Genomic DNA, 17,260 nt, shown 5'->3' with positions numbered 1-17,260 from the left:
CAGCGCCAGGAAGGGGAATCCTACAAACGGCTATCCCGCCCGTTAGGCATGGACAATATCAACGGGCATAAAAAAGGCCCCACAGTGTGGAGCCTTTCTAAATAGTGGCGGACCGGACGGGAAACACTCGGGTCATCCCTGACCCTCGCCCTACGGGCAGCACCTGCGTACTGTGCAAAACGGCTATCCTGCCGTTTTGTCGAACACCGCTTCGCGGGTTCGTCGTCCCGTCCTTTGGCTTAGGACTATTTAACGGGCATAAAAAAGGCCCCACAGTGTGGAGCCTTTTCAAATAGTGGCGGACCGGACGGGACTCGAACCCGCGACCTCCGGCGTGACAGGCCGGCATTCTAACCAGCTGAACTACCGGTCCGCAATCCTGAAGTGGTGGGTGGTACAGGGATCGAACCTGTGACCCTCGCCTTGTAAGGGCGATGCTCTCCCAGCTGAGCTAACCACCCCCGTTCAGGAGCTGCGTATTCTAATGATTCGCAACCGAAGGTCAACCACTTTTTTGCAATTTTTATGACAAAAGGTCTGCGGCTGCCGGACTCGCACTGCGTTCACCCGGCAGGTATACTCGCCACTGCTTTGGAGAAGGTATCACCATGCGATTGTTGTGTGTGTTTTTGATGTTTCTGGGTCTTGTCTGTCAGGCAGAGCCCGTATACGAGTTTGACAACCCGGTGGATCGGGCGCGTTTCCAACAGTTTAACGAGGAGCTTCGCTGTCCCCAGTGCCAGAATCAAAACTTGGCCGGTTCCGACTCACTGGTCTCGGAGACCCTGCGCGAAGATCTGTACGAGCAGATTCTGGCAGGGCGCAGTGACAAGGAAATCATCGACGATATGGTGCGCCGCTACGGCGATTACATCCTCTACCGCCCCCCCTTTGACGCCTCCACAGCCGTGCTCTGGCTGGGGCCCTTCGGCCTTTTGCTCATCGGGGGCACCGTGCTGCTGTTAATGGTGCGCCGCCGGGCACGGCAAACCGCTCAGGACCCTGAGCTGTCGGCCGCTGAACAGGCCCGCTTGCAGCGCTTACTCGACGAACACGACACCCAAGCAGCCTCCAGGGAGCAGCCATGAACGAGCTTTATATCGGCGCTTTTCTACTGACACTGCTGGCGCTCGCCAGTGTGCTCTGGCCGATGCGCCGTCGGGCGCTGGTGGATTCGGCAGCGACCGAAGCCCGCGAGGAAGAAAACGTCCAGCTGTACCGCGAACATCACCGAGAGCTTGAGCGCTCGCTTGCAGAGGGAGGCATCGACCAGGAGCAGTACCAGCGCCTTGAGCTGGAGCTCAAACGCAACTTGCTTGCCGACCAGGCGGCCATAGGGCAGCGCCGCTACCAAAACAAAGGCCGCCCCTTGTTGCTGGTCACCGCCGCGCTGTTGGTTGTCGGGGCGCTTTGGTGGTACCTCGAACGCGGCTCGGCGGCCGATGTGGAGCTGACGCGTTTACAGCAACAGGTCGCCATGGACAATTTTGCCGCCATGCAGGCAGGGCAGCAGCCGGACATAGAGCCGACCCGAGCACTGATTCAGGCGATTGAGGCCCGGCTGAAATCGCGCCCTGACAATACACGCTATTGGTATATGCTCGGCCGCTACGCCAGCCAGGTGGGCGACTATCAACGCGCCGAAACCGGCTTTCGTAAAGTCTACGAACAATCGCCCAATGACCCAGGGGCGGCATCGGAGCTCGCCCAGGCCATTTTTCTCGGCAATGGTAATCGCATCAACGACGAGGTGAGCTTTCTGGTGGACCGTGCCCTTGAGGGCGACAGTCAAGACACCACGGCCTTGGGTCTCGCCGGGATTCGCGCCTTTGAAGCGCGCAATTTCCGCGACGCCGAGCGCTACTGGCTGCGCGCGGTCGAGAGTACTCCCGAAGGCGCGCCCGGTCGTCAGGCGCTGATGGCTGGGGTTGCCAGGGCGCGCAGTGAGCAGGGCGCCGATGGCGCGCCCGCCCCTGTGAGCGACAGTGCCAGCTGGCAGATTCCACTCACGGTCAGTCTCGCCGAAGGGCTTGAGGCCCCGGCCGGAGCAACGCTGTTTGTGTTTGCCCGCCAGTACAACGCCGGCCCTATGCCGCTGGCGGTTTACCGCGGCCCCGTACCCCAGTTTCCGGAATCAATTATCCTGGATGAAACTATGGCCATGACAACAAAAGATCGGTTGATGCAGGAGGGGCAAATAGAATTAGTCGCCCGCATCTCCAGCAGTGGGCAGGCCATGCCTCAACCGGGGGATCTCCAGGGCTCGCTTGGCCCGCTCGACATGGGCGCTCTGCCCGAGCAAATAACCGTAAAAATCAGCGAACGCTTGTAACCACTCTGGCGCCTGTTCGGTAAAGTCGACGGGCGTCATGGATTTGTTAAAAAACTTCGCTAAATCGCTGATGGCACAGGTGTAATGCCCCCGGCAAATGTGTAAAATTCTCGTCTTTATCTGGGTAATGGCTGGCGCAAAGCCGCTTTGTTAGAGCGTAGGCAGGTTGCATCTTGCCTATCCGCTGCCCCGGTACCACATGGCCGACGTCTGTCGCACACCTTTTCGGCCCACGCAGGCGGCATATAACGAGTGACAAGGACCTATGCGGTTAAAATGTATTAAATTGGCGGGGTTTAAGTCCTTTGTAGACCCGACAACCGTGAACTTCCCCAGTAACCTCTGCGCGGTAGTGGGGCCCAACGGTTGCGGCAAGTCCAATATTATCGATGCCGTGCGCTGGGTAATGGGTGAATCCTCCGCCAAGAACCTGCGCGGCGAGTCGATGACCGATGTTATCTTTAACGGCTCGGGCGGGCGCAAGCCTGTGGGCCAGGCCTCCATTGAGCTGGTTTTCGATAACAGCGACGGCACCCTGGTTGGCGAATACGCCGCCTTCACCGAAATTTCCATCAAGCGCAAGGTCAGCCGCGACGGCCAGAACCTCTATTACCTTAACGGCGCCAAATGCCGGCGCCGGGATATCACTGATATTTTCCTCGGCACGGGTCTCGGCCCGCGCAGCTACGCCATTATCGAGCAGGGCATGATTTCGCGCCTGATTGAGGCGAAGCCCGAAGAGCTTCGGGTGTATATCGAAGAGGCCGCAGGTATCTCCAAATACAAAGAGCGCCGCCGCGACACCGAAAACCGCATGCGCCGGACGCAGGAGAACCTCGAGCGGCTGACAGATATCCGTGAGGAGCTGGAGCGCCAGCTCTCGCGCCTGGAGCGCCAGGCCCAGGCGGCCGAGAAATACACCGAGTTCAAGAAACAGGAGCGGCTGCTCAAGGCCCAGGTCCAGGCCCTCAAATACCGCCACCTGGACGAGCAGGCCAAGTCGAAACAGCAGGCCATTCGCGACCTGGAAGTCAAAATGGAGTCCTTTGTTTCCGATCAGGTGAACAAAGACACCCAAATTGAGAAATTTCGCAGTCAGTACACGGAACTTGGCGATAAATTCAACGAAGTACAGGGCCGCTTTTACTCCATTGGCGCCGACATTGCGCGAATCGAACAGAGCATCAAGCACGCCGAAGAGCGCAACCGGCAGCTGCAGACCGATCTTGAGCGCACCGATCGCGAAAGCCGCGAGGCCAAGGAGCGCCTGGCGGCGGACCTCGAGCGCGAGCAGCTCTGGCAAGCCGAGCTACTGGAAATTGAACCTGAGCTGGAGCTGGTCGAGGCCGCCGAGCAGAGCTCGGGCGACCTGTTGCAGGAGGCCGAAGAACTGATGCAGCGCTGGCAGAGCGACTGGGACGCCTTCAACCAGCGCGCTGCCGAACCGCGCCAGCGGGCCGAAGTACAACAATCGCGCATCCAGCACTTGGAGCAAGTCCAGCAGCGGTTGTTGGCGCGGGTCGAAAAGCTCACCGAAGAAAAGAAAAGCCTGGGCGAGGATGCCGCCGACGACGACCAGGTGGAACTTCTGCGCGAGGAGTTGGCCGAGCTCGACGTCAAGATGGAGACCTGCCGCGAGGCGAGCGAAACCCAGTCAGAACGCCTGGAGAGCATTCGCCAGGACGGTCGCGAGGCGGCCGACGAGCTCGATCGCCAGCGCAGTCAATTACAGAGCATGCGCGGTCGCCACGCCTCACTCGAGGCACTGCAGCAGGCGGCTTTGGGTGAGAAAAGCAAAGCGGTCACCCAGTGGCTGGAGAGTCAGTCGTTAGTAAGCGCTCCGCGTCTGGCCGAGCAAGTCAGCGCTCGCGACGGCTGGGACAAAGCCCTTGAGACCGTACTCGGTAACACCTTGCAAGCAGTGTGTGTCGATGGCGCCGACGACGTCGCCGGGACGCTTGAATCCCTCACTCAGGGTGAGTTGATTCTGCTGGACGCCAAAGCCAAATGCGAGGTCACAGCCTCGGCTAAAGGCCCGCTGCTGAGCGATTACATCAGCGCCGATTGGGATGTGGCCGGCCTGCTCGCCGGCGTTCACGTCGCCGAAGATTTGGCCGCCGCGCTTGAAATTCGTCAGCGCCTGGGGGCGGGCGAGTCCGTGGTCACTCGCGACGGCCTCTGGCTCAGTCCGCACTGGCTAAAAGTCGCGCGAGAAACCGACGCCAGCGCTGGCGTGATTGCACGGCGCCAGGAGCTCGAGGAGCTGACCGAGGCCATCGCCGAGGCCGAAGCCAGCGTTGCCGCGCTGGCCCAGAGCCTCGAGAACAATCGCGATGCGGCCCGCCAGACCGAGCAGGAGCGGGAGAACCTTCGCCGCGAGCTGGATACCTTGAACAGCCGCCACGGCGAGCTGCGCTCGAGCATCAGCGCCAAGCAGGTAAAAATTGAACAGACGGGCATGCGCAAGTCGCGCCTTGAGAGCGAAATTCGCGAAGGCCGCGAGCAGATGGAGCAGGAGGTCGAGCAGCTGGCCGAAGCGCGGATGATTCTCAGCGAGGCCATCGACGCCATGGAGGCGGATACCCAGGAGCGCGAAGAGTTGCTGGCAGCGCGCGATGAGATTCGCGGCAAACTCGATGGCGCCCGGCAAAAAGCCCGGCACGACAAAGACAAGGCACACGAGCTGCAAATGCGCGTGTCCTCGCTCAACACCCAAATCGACAGCATCAAGCTCGGCATCGCCCGCCTGCAAGAACAGAGCGAGAGCCTGGCAGAGCGCCGCGAGCAGTTGGCTGAGTCCATGGCGGAAAACCGCGATCCGGCCGAAGAAAACAAGCTGGAATTGGAAGCGGCCCTCGACAAGCGCGTGCGGGTCGAAGAAGAGCTGAGCGAAGCCCGCCGCGCTCTCGAAGCGGTCGAACACGACTTGCGCGAGGCCGAGCAGTCGCGCAACCGCGCCGAACAAGAGGTGCAGGCCGTGCGCTCACATCTGGAGCAAGAGCGTTTGAGCGCCCAGGCCTTTGAGGTCCAGCGCAATACCCTCGCCGAGCAGCTGGCCGAAGACCAGTTCGACCTGGAGACACTGCTGGCCAATATTGCCGAAGACGCCGAAATGGCACCGCTGGAAACCGAGCTTGAGCAGCTCGCCTCGCGCATTGCCCGCTTGGGGCCGATTAACCTGGCGGCGATTGACGAGTACAAGTCCGAGTCCGAGCGCAAAAACTACCTGGACGCCCAAAACGAAGACTTGGTGGAAGCACTGGAAACTCTGGAAAATGCCATTAAGAAAATCGACCGGGAGACCCGCACCCGCTTTAAAGAGACCTTCGATCAGGTCAACAGCGGTTTGCAGGAGCTGTTTCCGAAGGTCTTTGGCGGCGGCCATGCCTATCTGGAGCTGACCGGCGAGGATCTGCTCGATACCGGCATCGCCATCATGGCCAGACCGCCAGGCAAGCGCAACAGCACCATTCACTTGCTCTCCGGTGGTGAGAAGGCGCTCACAGCCATCGCTTTGGTTTTCTCGATTTTCCGCCTGAACCCCGCGCCCTTCTGTATGCTGGACGAGGTGGACGCGCCCCTCGACGACGCAAACGTCGGCCGCTACGCGCGCATGGTGGAAGAGATGTCAGAGCATGTGCAATTTATTTACATCACCCACAACAAGATCGCCATGGAAATGGCGCATCAGCTCATGGGTGTCACCATGCATGAGCCAGGCGTTTCTCGCCTGGTAACTGTGGACGTGGATGAGGCCGCCGAGCTCGCCGCTGTTTAATGACCCTTAGGTAGACTGGATTTGTAGCTATGCAAGAGTGGTTAACCGTTATCGTAGTGCTCTTGATTGTCGGCATTTTGCTCGATGGCTGGCGGCGTATGCGCGCGGCCAGCAGGGACAACATCCGCGTGTCGCGGCGTGCCCGCCGCTTTGAAAGCCAACCCGAGCCCGCCGACGATCAATACACCAGCGAACTGCCCAATGGCGGTGCCCGCGTCGTTGCCAAGCGAACCCCGCCGCCAACCCAGACACCAAAGCCAGCTCAGCGCCGCGAAGCGGTCGCCCAGGCAAAGCGCGAGAGTCAGATTCCACAGCAAGTCTCGCTGAACCTCGATGAATCAGTGCCCATGCTCATGGAGTCAGTGGACGAACAGGAACAGCGCCGCGAGCCTCAATTTTTTGCACCCGAAGATCGAGAGTCCGATTTCGATGAACCCGATTTCCAGGACGGCCGGGCGCAGGAAGATGACGCGCACTATGCACAGGATGAATCATCGCATCCCACGCCAGCCTACGGCCACGATGCGCAAGGAGAATACACAGATCACCCCCTTAGTGACGATCGCGCCGAACCGTCTTTTTCCGCGCTGGGTGAAGACGAGGCTCTGGACGATCAACCCCTGTACACCGAAACGCCCAACGAAACCGACGATCAGCCCCTGACTGAAGAGCCGGACGAGGTCATTATCATTAATGTCATGGCCCGCGAGGGTCAGCAATTTGCCGGCGCTGCCTTACTCGATACCTTGCTGCAATGCGGCATGCGCTACGGCGACATGAATATTTTCCACCGGCACGCGCGCGACAACGGCGAGGGCCCGGTGATTTTCAGCCTGGCCAATATGGTCAAGCCCGGGGTGTTTGATCTCGATACCATGGCCAACTTTTACACGCCGGGCGTCAGTATGTTTATGACGCTGCCCATGCGGGTAGACAGCATCAAGGCGTTTGACATTATGCGCGAGACGGCCGTTGCCATCGCCAACACCCTGGGCGGCGAGCTGAAAGACGAAAACCGCAGCGTGATGACTCGCCAGACCATGGAGCACTGCCGTCAGCGCATTGCCGACTACGAACGCAAACGTCTGTCGCGCGCCGGCGCTTAAGAGAGGGCCGAGGTGTCTGTAGAGGAAATTCCGGCCCAGGTGCGCCAGCGTACCGACGAGCTGCGCGCGAGTATCGACGATCACAACTACCGCTACTACGCGCTCGACGAACCGCAAATCCCCGACGCTGAATACGATCGGCTGATGCAAGAGCTGCGCGAACTGGAGGCGGCCCATCCCGCACTCGCCAGCTCGGACTCACCCACCCAGCGGGTAGGCAGCGCACCGCTCGACAGTTTTGTCAGTGTCCCCCACGAAAAGCCCATGTTGTCACTGGACAACGCCTTCAGTGACGAGGACCTGCGCGCATTTGATCAGCGCTTAAAAGACCGCCTGAAAATTACCGACGACATCGCTTACGCCTGCGAGCCCAAGCTCGATGGCATTGCCATCAGTATCCTCTACGAACAGGGTATCATGACGCGGGCGCTGACCCGCGGCGATGGCGCTAACGGCGAGGACATTACCCAAAACGTGCGTACCATTCGCTCGGTACCGCTCAAGCTGCGCGGCGAGGGATTTCCAGAGCGCCTGGAGGTGCGCGGCGAAATCTACATGCCCAAGGCGGGTTTCGCTGAACTGAACAGAAAAGCGGCCGAGCAGGGCGAAAAGATTTTTGTGAATCCGCGCAATGCCGCCGCCGGTAGCCTGCGCCAACTGGATTCGCGTATTACCGCCAAACGTCCGCTCGAGCTGTGTGCCTACAGCGTGGGGGCTCATCAGGGGCTGGCACTGCCGCCAAGGCACACCGATATCCTCAACAAACTCAAGGAGTGGGGCTTTAAAATCAACCCACAAATGGCGGCGGTCGACTCCATAGAAGCGTGCATCGCCTACCACCAACGCCTGGGTGAAAAGCGCGATGGCCTGAGCTACGACATCGACGGCGTGGTGTTTAAAGTCAACGATATTGATCTTCAGGAAACCTTGGGGTTTGTCTCGCGGGCCCCACGCTGGGCCATTGCCTATAAATTCCCGGCGCAGGAAGAGATCACCGAGCTACAGGATGTCGAGTTCCAGGTCGGTCGCACCGGCGCCATTACCCCGGTGGCGCGGCTCAAGCCGGTGTTCGTCGGTGGCGTCACTGTCTCCAACGCCACCTTGCACAACCGCGATGAAATTGCCCGCCTCGATGCGCGCATCGGCGATACCGTGATCGTGCGCCGCGCCGGCGATGTCATCCCGCAAATTGTCGGCGTGGTATTGGAGCGCCGCCCGGAAAACGCGCGGGCGATAGCGTTTCCCGATCACTGCCCGATTTGCGCTTCACCGGCCGTGCAAATCCCCGGCGAGGCCGCGGTGCGCTGCGAAGGTGGGCTGATTTGCCCGGCCCAGCGCAAGGAGGCCATTATTCACTTTGCCTCGCGCAAGGCCATGGACATCGAGGGGCTCGGTGACAAATTGGTCGAGCAATTGGTCGAGCAGGGCCTGGTCAGCACAGTGGTGGACCTGTTCGCCCTCGAGGCGGAACAAATCAGCAGCCTTGAGCGCATGGGGCCCAAGTCCGCAGAGAACCTGCTGGCCGCCCTCGAGGCCTGTAAGCAGGTCAGTTTTGCACGTTTTATCTATGCCCTGGGAATCCGCGAGGTGGGCGAAGCCACGGCGCGTAATTTGGCCGCACACTTCGGCTCTCTTGAGGCCCTGGCCCAGGCAGACGAGCAGGCGCTGCAGGCAGTCGAGGACATAGGCCCGGTTGTCGCCCATTTTGTCCGCGACTTTTTTATCACCGAAGACAACCTCGCCATTATTCGCGATTTACAAAGCGCGGGCGTACACTGGCCCGAGAGCGAACCGGCGAGCGCCGAAGCGCTGCCACTGGCCGGGCAAACCTGTGTGCTCACCGGCACGCTCGATGCCATGAGCCGCGATGAAGCAGGCGATAAGCTGCGCGCCCTCGGCGCCAAGGTAGCCGGCAGCGTCTCCAAGAAAACCGACTTTATTGTCGCGGGCCCCGGCGCAGGCTCCAAACTGACCAAAGCCGAACAGCTCGGCATCGAGATACTGGACGAGGCGGCCCTTCTGTCGCTTCTGGCACAACACGGTCAATTCCAGGAGTAGGATCTACCTATGGAAGCGGAATCAATCGTTTACGGCTGCATCAAAGACAGCATTATCGGCCCCGGTCAGAGCGAGCGGATTCAAATCAATCGCGACGCCATGCTGACCTTGCCGCGCGCCGAGGAGTGGCCTTTTCTCTGCCAGGAAATGTTTGCCATCCCCGACCCGACGCGCATCAGCGGCAGCTATCAAACCGACGTGATGCACTTTGGCGCCTCCTACAAGGCGGTGGAATACGAATGGAACCAGTGGATTGAGCAGTTCGAAAACCTGCTCAGCAAAATGTACTGGGTTTCGGCCACGGTACACCTGGAAACCGAGCTCTGCGGCACCCATACCTTTACCTGGGAGTGCAACCGCAATTTTCATGTGCCCGGTTCCGGTGACATGTACGTGCAGTGCCAGTGGAGCCACGAAGATTACTTAAGAGCCTGATATGAACCCCACCGATTTTCGCTTTCGGCGCCTGCGCCGCACCGCGGCACTACGCGCCTTGGTCAGAGAAACGCACCTGACCACCGACGATCTGATTTTGCCGCTGTTTGTGCAAGAGGGCATTGATAAACCCGTCGCCATAGACAGCATGCCCGGCGTTGTCCGCTACCCGGAGAACCAGCTGGCCGAGGCAGTGAAAAGCGCCTGGGCACTGGGCATTCGCGCGGTCTTGTTGTTCGGTGTTTCCGAGCACAAAGATGACAAGGGTTCCGATACCTGGCGCGAAGACGGTCTACTGGCGCGCATGGTTCGTGCGGCCAAGGCCGCTGCCCCGGACATGATCGTGATCAGCGACAACTGCTTTTGCGAGTACACCAGTCACGGCCACTGTGGCGTGGTTGCCGATGACGATGTGGATAACGACAAAACCCTGAAAAACTTGCAAAAGCAAGTGGTCAACTGCGCCCGCGCCGGTGTCGATATGATCGCCCCCTCGGGCATGCAGGACGGCATGGTGAACGCCATACGCGAAGCGCTCGACAGCAACGGTTTTCCGCATTTGCCGGTGATGTCTTACTCCACCAAGTTTGCCTCGGCTTTCTACGGCCCATTTCGAGACGCGGTGGACAGTAACTTCAAGGGCAGCCGCAACACTTACCAAATGGACTCGGCCAATGGTCGCGAGGCACTGGCCGAGTCCATGCAGGATGAAGCCGAAGGCGCCGACATTTTGATGGTCAAGCCGGGGCTCGCCTACCTCGATGTACTGGCCTCCATTCGCGCCCACAGCGTAAGACCGCTGGCGGTCTATCATGTCAGCGGTGAATACGCCATGATCAAGGCATCAGCCGCCGCCGGCGTCATTGATGAGCGTGCGGTGGTACTTGAGACCATGCTCGCCTTCAAACGGGCAGGAGCCGACCTAATCATTACCTACTACGCCACCGACATCGCCCTCTGGCTGCAAGGCACCGATTAATCATGTCCCGATCACTTGTTATTGCCATTATCGCCACCATTATCGGCCTCGCGACCATCGCTGTCGGGCTTTATGTTTTGAGTCAAACGCCCGCGCCTGCGCCGGAAGCCACCGCCCAAAGCAGCAGCGCCGCCCTCGTGGTGGTGCCACAGCTCGAATCCGCGGTCACAGATGTGCCCTTGGGTGATGCGGAGCCCGGCTCCGAAGCCTGGTGCGAGGCCATGATGATCAAGGCCGACAACGACTGGTCCGATGAAGAGTCCAAACTCTTCGCTGCGCAGTGCATTTACCAGTAGCTTGCCTTAACCGAGAGCCAAAGCCGTGACCAGCAACCAACCCACTGTAGTGGATGAGTTAGACCCGCCGTCTCTGCAGGCGCGCTTTCATCGACTGCGCAGCAACAAAGCTTTCGAGCTTTTTGTCATCGGCATTATCGTGTTTTCCGCGCTGGTGATCGGCGCGAAAACCTACGATATTCCGCCGCTCATCTCCAAGATTATCGTATTTGCCGACTGGTTTATCACCCTGTTTTTCTTGGTTGAAATCACCATTCGGTTTATAGGCGAACCGCGTAAACGGGATTTTTTTAGATCCGCCTGGAACATATTCGATACCCTGATTGTCGTTGTCAGTCTTGTGCCTATTGAAGACAGTGAGATGGCACTGGTAGGCCGGTTGATTCGCGTGTTCCGGGTGCTGCGGATGGTGTCGATTATCCCCGAGCTGCGGGTACTGATCAGCTCTTTGATCAAAGCGATGCCCCAGCTGGGCTATGTGGCACTGCTGATGTTTATTATTTTCTATATTTACGGTGCCATCGGCAGCTTCTTTTTTGCCTCGGTCAATGAGGTATTGTGGGGCGATATTGCCATCAGCATGCTCACCTTGTTTCGCGTGATGACCTTCGAGGACTGGACGGATGTCATGTACGAAACCATGGAGCATTACCCACTCAGCTGGTTGTTCTACGTCAGTTTTATTTTCCTGACCGCCTTCGCTTTTTTGAACATGATCATCGGTATCGTGGTCAACGTGATCGAGTCGGAAAACCGTGCCCGGCAGATTGAAGAACAGGGCGAGCAGCCCGCTCGCTCCGACCTTGAAGCGCAACTCAAACAGCTGCAAGAATCCGTCAATCAGTTGCTGGAGCGTCAGCGCTAGCGCACGACCGGCCAGCTAATCTTCCTAGCTTTTGACATTGGGGAAGAAACGCTGCAGCTTTTTCTGCAGCGCCTCGACATCGATGGGCTTTGCCAAATAATCGTTGACGCCGTGATCAATGGCTTCGCGAATCTGACTCGCCTGGGTGATGGAGGTGGTCATTACGAACTGGCTGTTGTCATAGCGCTCAGCGGCCAGCATGGCGCTGTGCACTTCCAATCCATTTTTTATCGGCATATTCCAGTCGGAGAGAATCATGTCGTAGGGCAGGGGCGTATCGTACATCAGGTTAATGGCTTCCTGCCCATCCTTGGCCATATCCACATTGTCAAACCCCAACTCCTCTAGCTGGGCAACCAGCAACTTGGCACAGTACTCGTCGTCGTCCACCACCAGAATGCGCACATCGCTGCCGCTTTGCGGCTCGCTGGCGCTGCCAGCCTTTTGCTGGAATTTACCGAGAATGGTTTTCAGCTGCCCGAGCAATTGCTCGGCGCGACTGCGCTGCTCGCCCTCAAGGGTGGGCAGGGTTTTGCTAAGCCAAGCCTGGCGTTGTTTGAGTGTTTCGGTAATAAGCGCTTGTTCTTCACGTGAAAACTGCATTGGATCTAATCTCCCCCTCTTGCCGATACTATAGAACAGCGAGCGAGCCTGTGCTTGCTTTTTCATTGCCGATTGTTATCTTTGTCTGCCCGCCGCCCAAGTCATTTGAGGAGAGCCCATGGCCGAACTGTCCGAACTTCTGAGCCGGGTCGATCGCTTGCTCGATCGCCTGGAGCATCTGATTCCCACCCCACCGCCCGAGCCCGACTGGCGCGCACCAGCATTCTATTGGCGTGCCGGCAATCAGGGCGGCTATTTGCAGGCGGTGCATCAGCCGCACCATATTCCGCTGCAGGCGCTGCAAAATGTCGACCAGCAAAAAGACCGGGTGCTGCGCAATACCGCCCAGTTTGCCGCGGGTAAACCCGCCAACAACCTGCTGCTCACCGGCGCTCGAGGCACGGGCAAATCCACCCTTATCAAGTCCTGCTGGCACTACCACAGGGACAGCATTAGGCTCGTGGAAATCGACAAACCGGATTTGCCGCAACTGGGGCAATTACTGCTGAGCCTGGCCGAGCGCCCCGAGCGTTTTATTGTTTTCTGCGATGACTTGTCATTTGAAGAGGGTGAGCATCACTACAAGGCACTGAAGTCGGCACTGGACGGCTCCATTTGCGCGCCCGGCGAGAACATTCTCTTCTACGCCACCAGCAACCGGCGCCACCTGCTGCCGCATAAAATGAGCGAAAACCTGGAAACCCAGCAGGTTGATGGCGACATTCGACCGGGCGATAGCATCGAAGAAAAAACCTCGCTGTCAGAGCGCTTTGGCCTCTGGCTGAGTTTTTACCCCTTCCGTCAAGACGAATATCTGGCCGCGGCCCGCTACTGGGTGGAGAGCCTCGGAGGACACTGGAGCGAGGACACCCGCATGGCCGCATTGCGTTGGAGCATGACCCGCGGCTCGCGCAGCGGCCGTGTCGCCTGGCAATTTGCCCGGGATTTTATTGGCGGCGCCGGCGTTGACGAATAACCCGGTCAGCACCTGAATATAGCGGTGAAACCGGCCGTTTAGTCAGGGCCTGCTAACACTCATTGAATACAGCGCCGACGACTGGTCAGGCGTGAGCCCTTAAAATTCCTGCACCTCCGCCAGGATTGCGAGGGCAACCATCACGTCGATCGGGACAATCGACGTGATGGCGACTAGAACCGATACTCAAGCGTCACACGGGCTGTGCGCGGCTCCAGCGGATGATAGTGAAGGTCTTCCACAGGGGCGGTCTCAGTTGCCAGCTGCGACTCGTAAAAATAGTCGATATCGTGATCGTCGCTATCGAGCAGATTGAGAAGATCCAAACTCAGGGTGAATTGATCAAAGCGGTAGCCGGTTTTCAAATTAACCAGAGTACTGGAGGCCGAGCGAACCTCGCCGGTTTCCACCAGAGGGCGAGGGCCAAAATAGCGCAGACGCAAACTGCCAAACAGACCATTTGCAAAGTCTGCACTCAGCCCGAGCTGCAGCACGTCTTCCACCGCGCCGGGGACATCAAGGCCCGGCTGCTCGCGTTGAAAGCGCGCGTCGGTATAGGCGTACTCGAGATCCAGCGTCCAATAATCACTGAGGGCATAGTAGGCCGCCAACTCGAGTCCGGTGCGCTCGGTGGCATCACTGGCCTCGGTGTTGCCGGCAACGCCGACAAACAGCAATTCGCTGTCGAGCTCCAAATACCAGAGCGCCGCCGAGAGGTTCAAGCGCTCGCCCAGATAGGCCCGTACACCCCATTCGGCCCCGCGTGATCTTACCAGTGGGTCGACGGGCTCGGCAGCACTGCCATCGGCCGGGTCCACCACAATGGTGGTGCCGCGTGCGTCGTTGGAGTGAAAGCCGGTGCCCGCCGAGAGATAGGTTTCCCACGCCTCACTCAAGGTGTAAATCAGGCTGGCCTTTAGCGATGCCATACCCTCATGGGTACGGCCACTGTTCACGCCGAGATCGACGCCAGCGCTGTTGACGCCCACGCTATCTTTTACGTCAAAGGCGTAAAAATCGTAGCGCACGCCGAGCTCCGAGCGCAGGCGGGGCGTTAATTCAAACACGCCGCTCCAATAGGCCGCCACACTGGCCTCGGTAATGGCATCGGCTCGGACCACACCCTGGCGCACTCGCTCGCTTGTCGCGTAGAGGCCCACCTCATTAATGTCGTCCACTCGGGTTTGCAGGCCGAAGGTATTGCTCACCTTTATCGCACCGAGCTGGCCCTCGCGGGTATAACTCATCTCACCCCCGTAAATACGGCGATCATCTACTTGCTCAAACTGATCGCCAGTGTCCGGGTTATCGAGATAATAGGTAAAGTTGGACCAGAGGTTTAAGTCGTACTCAAGAATATACGCGCTCGCTTTCCAGCGCTCACCTTGCCAGCCGAGATTCACGCTGTAGCGCGAAGACTCACCACCGGTCGAGGTATCGATTGAACCGAGCCGGTCGATAACACCGTCATTCACCGCCCGGGCGGGTATCTGATCGGCGCTGTTCCATTGATTGCGATAGCCCATCAGGCTCCAGGCAAAGGTGCCGCCGCCAAGTTCGCTGACGCCCTTAAGCAGACCGTTAAACTTTTCCAGGTCTTCATCGATGTCCGTCCAGGGGCCGTCGTAGTAGGTTGCCTCCAGGGCGGCGGTAATATCAGTGCGCGGGCCGGCGAAGGTGTCGCCCACAAGCAGACGGCCATAGCCGTTTTCACCGCCGGTCAGTTTTACCATTCCGGCATCCAGGCGGTTGCGGCTGATGATTTGCGCCGCGCCCGCGCCGCTAAAATCACCCACATCGGCGTAGTAGGGGCCTTTGTGGTAGTGCATGGCGCCCACCAACTCGGGAATAATAAAATTGAGGTCGGTGTAGCCTTGGCCGTGACCGTGGCTGCGCATATTCACGGGCATGGCGTCATAAGACGTGGCAAAGTCAGTACCATGGTCCACATTAAAACCGCGCAGAAAATACTGATTGGCCTTGCCGGTACCACTGTGCTGTGTGACCACCATGCCGGGAATCAACTCGAGGATTTCACCGGTGCGCAGCAGGGCGCGAACCTCAATGTCTTTTTGCGAAACCAGCCCCTCAGAGGCCGATTGACTCTGACCGATTAAATTGACAGCGCGACCGGAAACGGTAATCTGCTCAATCGAGTCATGGGCATGGGCGAGGGTGCTGAGCAGCACACCAGAAGTTAACGAGAATAGACATAAGGGTTTGGGCAACATGGCAAGGCTCCTTTGGGGTGCCCGTATTATGCCGCCCGGCGTGAATACCGATAACAGCTCGGTGTTAGCGCTTAATCAACACAGGTTTTTACGCTCTGGCCACCATGGGTTGTCTGGCTGACAACAGCTCGTCGTAGAGCTCAATATAACCTGTGCAGCTGGCCTCCCAGCTAAAGTCCCGCGCCATGCCGTTGTGCTGCAACCGCTGCCACAATTCGTTCTGACGATAGCACACCATCATCTGCTGCAGCGTCTGTTGCAAAGCTTCGGCGGAGGGCTCGGAGAACAAAAAACCGGTCTCATCAATGTCATCCAACCCGAGACTGCCGCTCAAGTATCCGGCAATTTGCGACTGGGCTAGATGCACCACCGTGTCGCGCAAGCCGCCCACGTAGTGACACACAGGCACGGTGCCGTACCTCTGGCTGTACATTTGATTGAGCCCGCAGGGCTCGAACAGCGATGGCATCAAAAACGCATCGGCGCCGGCCTCGACCCGGTGAGACAAGCTTTCATCATAGCCAATATGAACAGCCACCTTGCCGGGAAACTGCTGCGCCAAGGCCCTGAGCCCCTCTTCATAATCGTGCTGCCCCGTGCCCACCGCGACAAACTGGCAGTCGCCCTTTGCCAGCAACTCAGGCAGCGCACCCAATACCAAGTGAACGCCTTTTTGTTCCACCAGTCGGCCGACAAAACCGAGCAGTGGCGTATCGGCCAGCACACTCAGCCCCATTTGCGTTTGCAGCGCCTGCTTGTTGCCCGCCTTTTTCTTTAGGCTGCGCCGACTGTAAGGCACCTCCAATAATTTATCGCTGCCCGGGTTCCAGGTGTCCATATCAATGCCGTTGATCAAACCGCGCAACACCGAGCGGCGGTGATGCAGCAAACCTTCAAGCCCACAACCGAAAGCGGCAGTTTGAATTTCCTCGGCATAACTCGGACTGACTGTGGTCAGGCGATCGGCAAACACCAATCCGGCCTTTAAGAAGGAAAAGTTGCCCCAAAACTCCAGCACTTCGTGGTGCCACCAGTGCCCGGGCAAGCGCAGTGCAGCGAAAGTGGCGTGATCAAAAATACCGCGATAAGCCAGGTTGTGAATGGTGAACACCGTTGCCGGGCGCTGCGCGTACTCGTTTAAAAAAGCCGGTACCAGGCCGGTTTGCCAGTCGTGGCAGTGAACCATATCCGGCGCAAATTCCAGTCCCGCCTGGTTCATGGCAATCTGCTCAGCCACCCGGCTAAACAGGTAAAATCGCCATGCGTTGTCCGGCCAGTCATTGCCGCTCGCGTCCCCGTAGAGCCCACCCTCACGCGCGGAAAATTCCGGCACATCCACCAACCATACCGGTACGCGGCTACCGGGTAGGCGACTCTGCCAGAGTTTTACCTCGCACCCCTCAAGGGTAAGCGTCTGTAACAGTTTGAGTCCCTGGGCCTTCGCTTTCGCCATAGTGGCGGCATAGGCGGGCAGCAGCAGGCGCAGTTGCACGCCGCGCTTCAATAACGCGCGGGGCAGGGCGCCCCCCACATCACCAAGGCCACCGGTTTTTGCCAGGGGAAAAGCCTCACTGCACACATAAAGTAACTTCACAACAAAA

General features: G+C 58.8%; 13 protein-coding genes and 2 tRNA genes. 10 read left to right on the top strand and 5 right to left on the bottom strand.

The window, feature by feature from the left end; all coding sequences use genetic code 11:
• Positions 1-296 precede the first annotated feature (296 nt).
• Both QWI16_RS09905 and QWI16_RS09900 read right to left on the bottom strand, forming a co-directional pair.
• Positions 297-373, bottom strand: a tRNA-Asp gene (locus QWI16_RS09905).
• Positions 374-385: 12 nt separating this feature from the next.
• Positions 386-461, bottom strand: a tRNA-Val gene (locus QWI16_RS09900).
• 147 nt (positions 462-608) lie between these two features.
• Between QWI16_RS09900 and QWI16_RS09895 the strand changes: the two genes are divergently transcribed.
• From QWI16_RS09895 to QWI16_RS09855, 9 genes are all read left to right on the top strand, one after another.
• Positions 609-1,088 (top strand): cytochrome c-type biogenesis protein, encoded by a 480-nt coding sequence (locus QWI16_RS09895; protein ID WP_302712765.1) that lies wholly within the window; start codon positions 609-611, stop codon positions 1,086-1,088.
• A complete protein-coding gene (ccmI, locus tag QWI16_RS09890; protein WP_302712763.1) occupies positions 1,085-2,332 on the top strand; it encodes a c-type cytochrome biogenesis protein CcmI in 1,248 nt (415 codons plus the stop codon). The genes QWI16_RS09895 and ccmI overlap by 4 nt, the downstream gene beginning before the upstream one ends.
• A 265-nt stretch (positions 2,333-2,597) precedes the next feature.
• Entirely contained in the window at positions 2,598-6,110 is a 3,513-nt protein-coding gene (gene smc / locus QWI16_RS09885; protein ID WP_302712761.1) for a chromosome segregation protein SMC, read from the top strand.
• A gap of 29 nt (positions 6,111-6,139) precedes the next feature.
• Positions 6,140-7,216 carry a cell division protein ZipA gene (gene zipA, locus QWI16_RS09880; protein WP_302712759.1) on the top strand — a complete coding sequence of 359 codons (1,077 nt, stop codon included), beginning with the start codon at positions 6,140-6,142 and terminating at the stop codon, positions 7,214-7,216.
• 12 nt (positions 7,217-7,228) lie between these two features.
• The gene (ligA, locus tag QWI16_RS09875) at positions 7,229-9,274 is read left to right on the top strand and encodes an NAD-dependent DNA ligase LigA (protein ID WP_302712757.1); all 2,046 of its coding nucleotides are present in this window, start codon (positions 7,229-7,231) and stop codon (positions 9,272-9,274) included.
• Positions 9,275-9,283: 9 nt separating this feature from the next.
• Positions 9,284-9,709, top strand: coding sequence for a hypothetical protein (locus tag QWI16_RS09870; protein WP_302712756.1), 426 nt, complete (start codon positions 9,284-9,286; stop codon positions 9,707-9,709).
• 1 nt (position 9,710) lies between these two features.
• The gene (gene hemB, locus QWI16_RS09865) at positions 9,711-10,688 is read left to right on the top strand and encodes a porphobilinogen synthase (RefSeq protein ID WP_302712755.1); all 978 of its coding nucleotides are present in this window, start codon (positions 9,711-9,713) and stop codon (positions 10,686-10,688) included.
• Between the two features lie 2 nt (positions 10,689-10,690).
• On the top strand, positions 10,691-10,984 hold the full coding sequence (locus QWI16_RS09860; RefSeq protein WP_302712753.1) for a DUF3012 domain-containing protein: 294 nt from the start codon (positions 10,691-10,693) through the stop codon (positions 10,982-10,984).
• Between the two features lie 25 nt (positions 10,985-11,009).
• Positions 11,010-11,849: an ion transporter gene (locus QWI16_RS09855; protein ID WP_302712751.1), complete on the top strand. Its 840-nt coding sequence runs from the start codon at positions 11,010-11,012 to the stop codon at positions 11,847-11,849.
• Positions 11,850-11,873: 24 nt separating this feature from the next.
• Here QWI16_RS09855 and QWI16_RS09850 read toward each other — a convergent pair whose 3' ends face one another.
• Positions 11,874-12,452 carry a response regulator gene (locus tag QWI16_RS09850; RefSeq protein ID WP_302712750.1) on the bottom strand — a complete coding sequence of 193 codons (579 nt, stop codon included), beginning with the start codon at positions 12,450-12,452 and terminating at the stop codon, positions 11,874-11,876.
• Between the two features lie 118 nt (positions 12,453-12,570).
• Here QWI16_RS09850 and QWI16_RS09845 point away from each other — a divergent pair, with 118 nt between their 5' ends.
• On the top strand, positions 12,571-13,428 hold the full coding sequence (locus QWI16_RS09845) for an ATP-binding protein (RefSeq protein ID WP_302712749.1): 858 nt from the start codon (positions 12,571-12,573) through the stop codon (positions 13,426-13,428).
• 173 nt (positions 13,429-13,601) lie between these two features.
• Here QWI16_RS09845 and QWI16_RS09840 read toward each other — a convergent pair whose 3' ends face one another.
• Both QWI16_RS09840 and glgA read right to left on the bottom strand, forming a co-directional pair.
• Positions 13,602-15,659, bottom strand: a complete 2,058-nt coding sequence (locus QWI16_RS09840) for a TonB-dependent receptor (protein ID WP_302712748.1) — start codon at positions 15,657-15,659, stop codon at positions 13,602-13,604.
• A gap of 88 nt (positions 15,660-15,747) precedes the next feature.
• A complete protein-coding gene (gene glgA / locus QWI16_RS09835; protein ID WP_302712746.1) occupies positions 15,748-17,253 on the bottom strand; it encodes a glycogen synthase GlgA in 1,506 nt (501 codons plus the stop codon).
• Positions 17,254-17,260: the final 7 nt, after the last annotated feature.

The organism is Gilvimarinus algae (assembly GCF_030518215.1).
GTDB classification, from domain to species: Bacteria; Pseudomonadota; Gammaproteobacteria; order Pseudomonadales; family Cellvibrionaceae; genus Gilvimarinus; species Gilvimarinus algae.
Note: the sequence above shows the minus strand (reverse complement) of the source record. Positions and strands in the feature narration are given on the sequence as shown.